Annotated in this window: 3 protein-coding genes and 1 pseudogene; 2 read left to right on the top strand and 2 right to left on the bottom strand. The window is 62.6% G+C overall.

The genetic code is table 11. From position 1 onward, the window contains the following. Positions 1 to 176, top strand: a pseudogene (gene purH / locus AHiyo1_RS06705) (bifunctional phosphoribosylaminoimidazolecarboxamide formyltransferase/IMP cyclohydrolase); the annotation flags it as partial. Between the two features lie 174 nt (positions 177 to 350). On the opposite strand, the gene AHiyo1_RS06700 reads toward purH, so the two are convergent. Together AHiyo1_RS06700 and AHiyo1_RS06695 are read right to left on the bottom strand one after the other, a co-directional pair. Then, positions 351 to 1382 carry a trypsin-like serine peptidase gene (locus tag AHiyo1_RS06700; RefSeq protein WP_059388024.1) on the bottom strand — a complete coding sequence of 344 codons (1032 nt, stop codon included), beginning with the start codon at positions 1380 to 1382 and terminating at the stop codon, positions 351 to 353. Positions 1383 to 1554: 172 nt separating this feature from the next. Next, positions 1555 to 2538, bottom strand: coding sequence for a trypsin-like serine peptidase (locus tag AHiyo1_RS06695; protein ID WP_059388023.1), 984 nt, complete (start codon positions 2536 to 2538; stop codon positions 1555 to 1557). A 210-nt stretch (positions 2539 to 2748) separates the two neighbouring features. On the opposite strand from AHiyo1_RS06695, the gene AHiyo1_RS06690 reads away from it, so the two are divergent. Then, entirely contained in the window at positions 2749 to 4968 is a 2220-nt protein-coding gene (locus AHiyo1_RS06690) for an NADP-dependent isocitrate dehydrogenase (protein WP_059388022.1), read from the top strand. Positions 4969 to 5000: the final 32 nt, after the last annotated feature.

Below are 5000 nucleotides of genomic sequence, written 5' to 3'. Positions count from 1 at the left end.
GTGGCCGCTTCCGACGCGTTCTTCCCGTTCGCCGATGGCTCCAGATCCTGATCGACGCCGGTGTGCGCGCCGTCGTCCAGCCTGGCGGTTCGGTGCGCGACGAGGAAGTCATTGCTGCGGCCAACGCCGCCGGCATCACGATGTACTTCACGGGCGCTAGGCACTTCTTCCACTAGGTCCTTTCCGAGGTCCGGGCGCTCCGCACCGGGTCCACTCGCGGCACCAAAAAATGGACATGTCCTCCCTTCCCGGGAGGACATGTCCATTTTGGTGGTCGGCACTGGGCATATTCGCAATATGTCCAACCCTGGGAGCGAACAGGGGGCATGTCCCTTGTGGTGCCTGGGAGGCTACGGGGCTGTGGACGCTGTCTGGTACGTGCCTTGGATGACCGTGCCCAAGTACGGGCCGTACATCGTGGTGGAGTTGCTTCCGTAGCCGTAGCTGTTCACCGAGTTCTGGTATCCGCTGGCGCTGCTTCCAAGGAACCACGGGCCACCGGAGGAGCCACCCGTCATGTTGCAGGGGATCCCCTGGGTGTTGAACTGGGGGTTGTTGGGATCGTTTGTGGCAGTGCCTGAGCAGCTCTTGAGCGATTCCCCGGTGAAGGGCGATGCCGCGGGGTAGCCGAACGACTTGTACGCCAGTCCTCGGGCAGCGTTGAACTGGACGCCTGAGGCGCCCACCACGGCTGAGAGCTTTTGGCCATTGACGGTGTTCATGACGGCAAATCCGGTGTCGTACTGGATGTTTCCACTTGAGGACCACTGGCTGGTTGTGTAGAGCGCCTTGGCCGTCCACTTTCCGTAGGGCGCGGCGCCGTCCTGGTAGGCGGGAACGAACGTGAAGTTGCCCGCGAACGCCCCGGGGCCTTCGTTGAGGCAGTGGCCGGCGGTGGACACGGTGCTCTGGTTGGCGGAGGTGACGGAGTTGCCGGAGCAGACATAGTTCACCCCGCCGAGTGTGAAGAACACTTTTCCGATGTGTGAAACGGGAGACTCACCTGCGTTGGCTTTACGATCCACGGCGGGGGACGGCGCTGCAGTGCTGGTGGCATTCTGGCCTTCGATTGTCAGTGCGCGGCCAAGCCCGGGAAAAACCTGATCGGGAGAAGTTGGTATGTCCGAAAGGCCAACCGCGGCCTGTGTCCGGGTCAGTGCCTTGGTGACCAGAAGGTCACCGGAGACGGCGTTCTTCATCCGTTCAGGAGTCCAATTGTCAGCGGTGTTCGCGTCCGACGCCGAATTGCTGCTCACGGTCGACGCATCGGTGCCATCGCTTATGGACGGGGCCGCGGTGGCCCCGCTGCCGGCGCCCAGCGCGAGTAAGGCGGCGGCAGTGAGGCCGAGCAGGCTTGTGGCCAAGGTCTTGGTTCTCGTCACAGTTGTCCTAGATATCGAGCGGACGGCGGCCGGTTTGTGGAGGCCGCCGACTGACGGAACCGAAACTACCGAAGCCGTGACAAGCATGTAAAGAAATTGTTCAAGTTTTGTGAGATTTGACTTTCGTTTGGCAAGATGCGAATTCTGCCTAGTTTCCAACTGGCCGAAAGACCTAGGATGTGGACGCCGTATCGTAGGCATCCCGGATGACGGAGCCCCAATAAGGCCCGTAGATCACAGCCGGGCCACCAGGGTAGCCGTAGCTCGTAATGGAGTTTTGGTAGGAATCCCGGCCCGAGTCGACCATCCAGGGTCCGCCCGATGACCCACCGGTCATATCGCAGGGAATGCCCTGCGCCTTGAACTGTGGATTGATGGGGTCCTTGGTGGCGTCACCCGAACAGCTCTTCAGCGATTGTCCGTCGAACGGCGGGGCGGCAGGGTAGCCAAAGGCTTGGTAGCTCAGTCCCCGGTCCTGGTTGAATTCCACGCCGGACGCGCCAACGACGTCGGCCAAGTGCTTGCCTTTCACCGTGGCGGTAACTGCGAAACCGGTGTCATAGCGGATGTCGCCGGCGGTGCGCCACTGGGGCGTGGTGTAGAGGGCCTTGGCCGGCCAGATGCCGTAAGGAGCATTGCCGTTGAGATAGGCCGGAACGAACACGAAGTTCTGGACAAAGGCTCCGGGACCCTCGTTGACGCAGTGGCCCGCGGTCGCCACTGTGCTGTCGTTGTCCGACACGACGACGTTGCCGGAGCAGACGTAAGCGAAGGCGCCCATGGTGAAGAAGACCTTGCCGACGTGGTCAATAGGGTCTTCGTCTTGGTGCAGGCTCGAGCTGCTGCCCTTGGCGCTGGCGATTTTCACTGGCGGGCCGGTTTCGACCGTGCCGCTGGCGGTGGCGCCACCTCGTGCGAGGGCTTTGCGGGCGAGGACATCGCCCGGGATGGCTGCTTGCATCCGTTCGGGAGTCCAGTACCCCGTGGGGTCGGTGTTTGTTGTCGCCAGGCTGACGAGCTGCTGCGTCCCAGGCGCTGCGAAGCTCGAAACCGCAGTAGGCGTTGCGGCTGCCGCCCCTCCAGCGGCACAGAGGGTCAAAACGGCGGAGGTAATGAGGCTCAGGAGACCAGTGATGGGGAGTGATTTCTTTGTCATGATTGTCCTGCCAATCGTTTGGCGGCCACGTGTTGTCGGCCACAGTTTGACCCAATGAACCTACTCCGATTTGGTGCGGAGGTACATAAGGTTCGGCGCGGTATGACGTTGCACAGCGCGCTTGAGGCCGTCCCGGTACGCGCCAATCCGGCCCCCTCAGGTAAGTTAGAGATGTTGAAATCTGCAGACTTTCAGGGAGATGCCCCGCCAATGGCAAAGATTATCTATACCCACACTGACGAAGCGCCGATGCTGGCGACGTACTCGTTCCTGCCGATTGTGGAAGCTTTCGCCTCAACGGCCGGCGTGGAGGTCGAGACCCGCGACATTTCGCTGGCCGGCCGAATCATCGCCGTCTTCGGTGACTACCTGACTGAAGAGCAGCGGATCAGTGACGCACTGGCTGAACTGGGCGAACTGGCAAAGAAGCCCGAGGCGAACATCATCAAGCTTCCCAACATCAGCGCGTCCGTCCCTCAGCTGAAGGCAGCCATTGCCGAACTGCAGGGTCAGGGCTACGCGCTTCCGGACTACCCGGACAACCCCTCCTCCGACGAAGAGACGGACATCCGCTCGCGTTACGACAAGATCAAGGGCTCGGCCGTGAACCCGGTCCTGCGTGAAGGCAACTCGGACCGCCGCGCGCCCCTGTCGGTGAAGAACTACGCCCGCCAGAATCCGCACTCCATGGGTGCCTGGAGCGCCGACTCCAAGACCAACGTTGCGCACATGACGGAGAACGACTTCCGCTCCAACGAGAAGTCCGTGGTCATCCCGGCCGACGACACCATCAAGATCCAGATCGTCCGCGAAGACGGCACCGTCAAGGTCCTCAAGCCGGCCTTCCCCGTCCTCGCCGGTGAAGTAGTGGACGGCACCGTGCTGCGCGCCGCTGCCCTGGACGAGTTCCTGGCTGCCCAGGTGGTCCGCGCCAAGGAAGAAGGCGTGCTGTTCTCGGCACACCTGAAGGCCACCATGATGAAGATCTCCGATCCGATCATCTTCGGCCACGTTGTCAAGGCGTATTTCTCTGAGCTTTTCGACACCTACGGCAAGCAGATCGCTGCTGCCGGCCTGAGCGCCAACAACGGCCTCGCCTCCATCCTGAACGGCCTCGATGAACTCCCGGAAGACGTCCGCGAAGGCATCAAGGCGGCCATCAAGAAGGGCCTGGAAGACGGACCGGCGCTGGCCATGGTCGATTCGGACAAGGGCATCACCAACCTCCACGTTCCCAGTGACATCATTGTTGACGCTTCGATGCCGGCGATGATCCGCAGCTCCGGCCACATGTGGGGACCGGACGGCAAGGAAGCCGACACTCTCGCGGTCATCCCGGACAGCTGCTATGCAGATGTCTACCAGGTGGTCATCGATGACTGCCGTGCCCACGGCGCCTTCGATCCCACCACCATGGGTACGGTTCCGAACGTCGGCCTGATGGCACAAGCGGCTGAGGAATACGGCAGCCACAACAAGACCTTCGAGGTTGAGTACGCCGGAACCATGCAGGTTGTGGATTCTTCCGGAACCGTGTTGATCGAACACCAGGTCTCCCCGGGCGACATCTGGCGCGCCTGCCAGACCAAGGACGTGCCGATCCGCGACTGGGTCAAGCTGGCCGTCACCCGTGCCCGCGCCTCCAAGATGCCGGCTGTCTTCTGGCTCGACGAAACCCGCGCCCACGACGCCCAGCTGATCGCCAAGGTCAAGGAATACCTGAAGGACCACGACACCGAGGGCCTGCAGATCGAGATCATGTCCCCGGAGAAGGCCACCGCGTTCACGCTGGAGCGGATCCGCAAGGGCGAAGACACCATCTCGGTGACCGGCAACGTGTTGCGTGACTACCTCACCGACCTGTTCCCGATCCTCGAGCTTGGCACCAGCGCCAAGATGCTCTCCGTGGTCCCGCTGATCAACGGCGGCGGCCTTTTCGAGACCGGTGCCGGCGGCTCGGCTCCGAAGCACGTCCAGCAGCTCCTGCAGGAAAACCACCTGCGCTGGGACAGCCTGGGCGAATTCCTTGCCCTGGCCGTCAGTTTCGAGCACCTCGCCACCACCACCGGCAACGCCCGGGCACAGGTCCTCGCGGACACGCTCGACCGCGCCACCGGCACGTTCCTGCTCGACAACAAGTCCCCGAAGCGCAGGGTGGGCGAACTCGACAACCGAGGCAGCCACTACTACCTCGCGAAGTACTGGGCACAGGAACTGGCCCAGCAGAGCGACGATACGGAGCTCGCCGCCGCGTTCTCCGCCGTCGCCGAGGCCCTGACGGCCAACGAGGACACCATCATTGCCGAGATGCTCGGAGTCCAGGGTTCGCCTGCCGACATCGGCGGCTACTACCGCCCCGACGCCGCCAAGGCGGAGGCCGTGATGCGACCTTCAGCAAAGCTCAACGAGGTTGTCGCCACCCTGAACTAGGCGCCCCGCCCACCCAACTAACTCGCAGTTGT

Origin of the sequence: Arthrobacter sp. Hiyo1 (genome assembly GCF_001263615.2) — a bacterium.
Lineage (GTDB): Bacteria > Actinomycetota > Actinomycetes > Actinomycetales > Micrococcaceae > Arthrobacter.
This window is presented reverse-complemented; position numbering and strand designations above follow the sequence as displayed.

Bases quoted from the DNA above. Each gene is read 5' to 3' on its own strand.
- AHiyo1_RS06695 (WP_059388023.1), bottom strand. From the start codon at position 2,538: ATGACAAAGAAATCACTCCCCATCACTGGTCTCCTGAGCCTCATTACC.
- AHiyo1_RS06690 (WP_059388022.1), top strand. From the start codon at position 2,749: ATGGCAAAGATTATCTATACCCACACTGACGAAGCGCCGATGCTGGCG.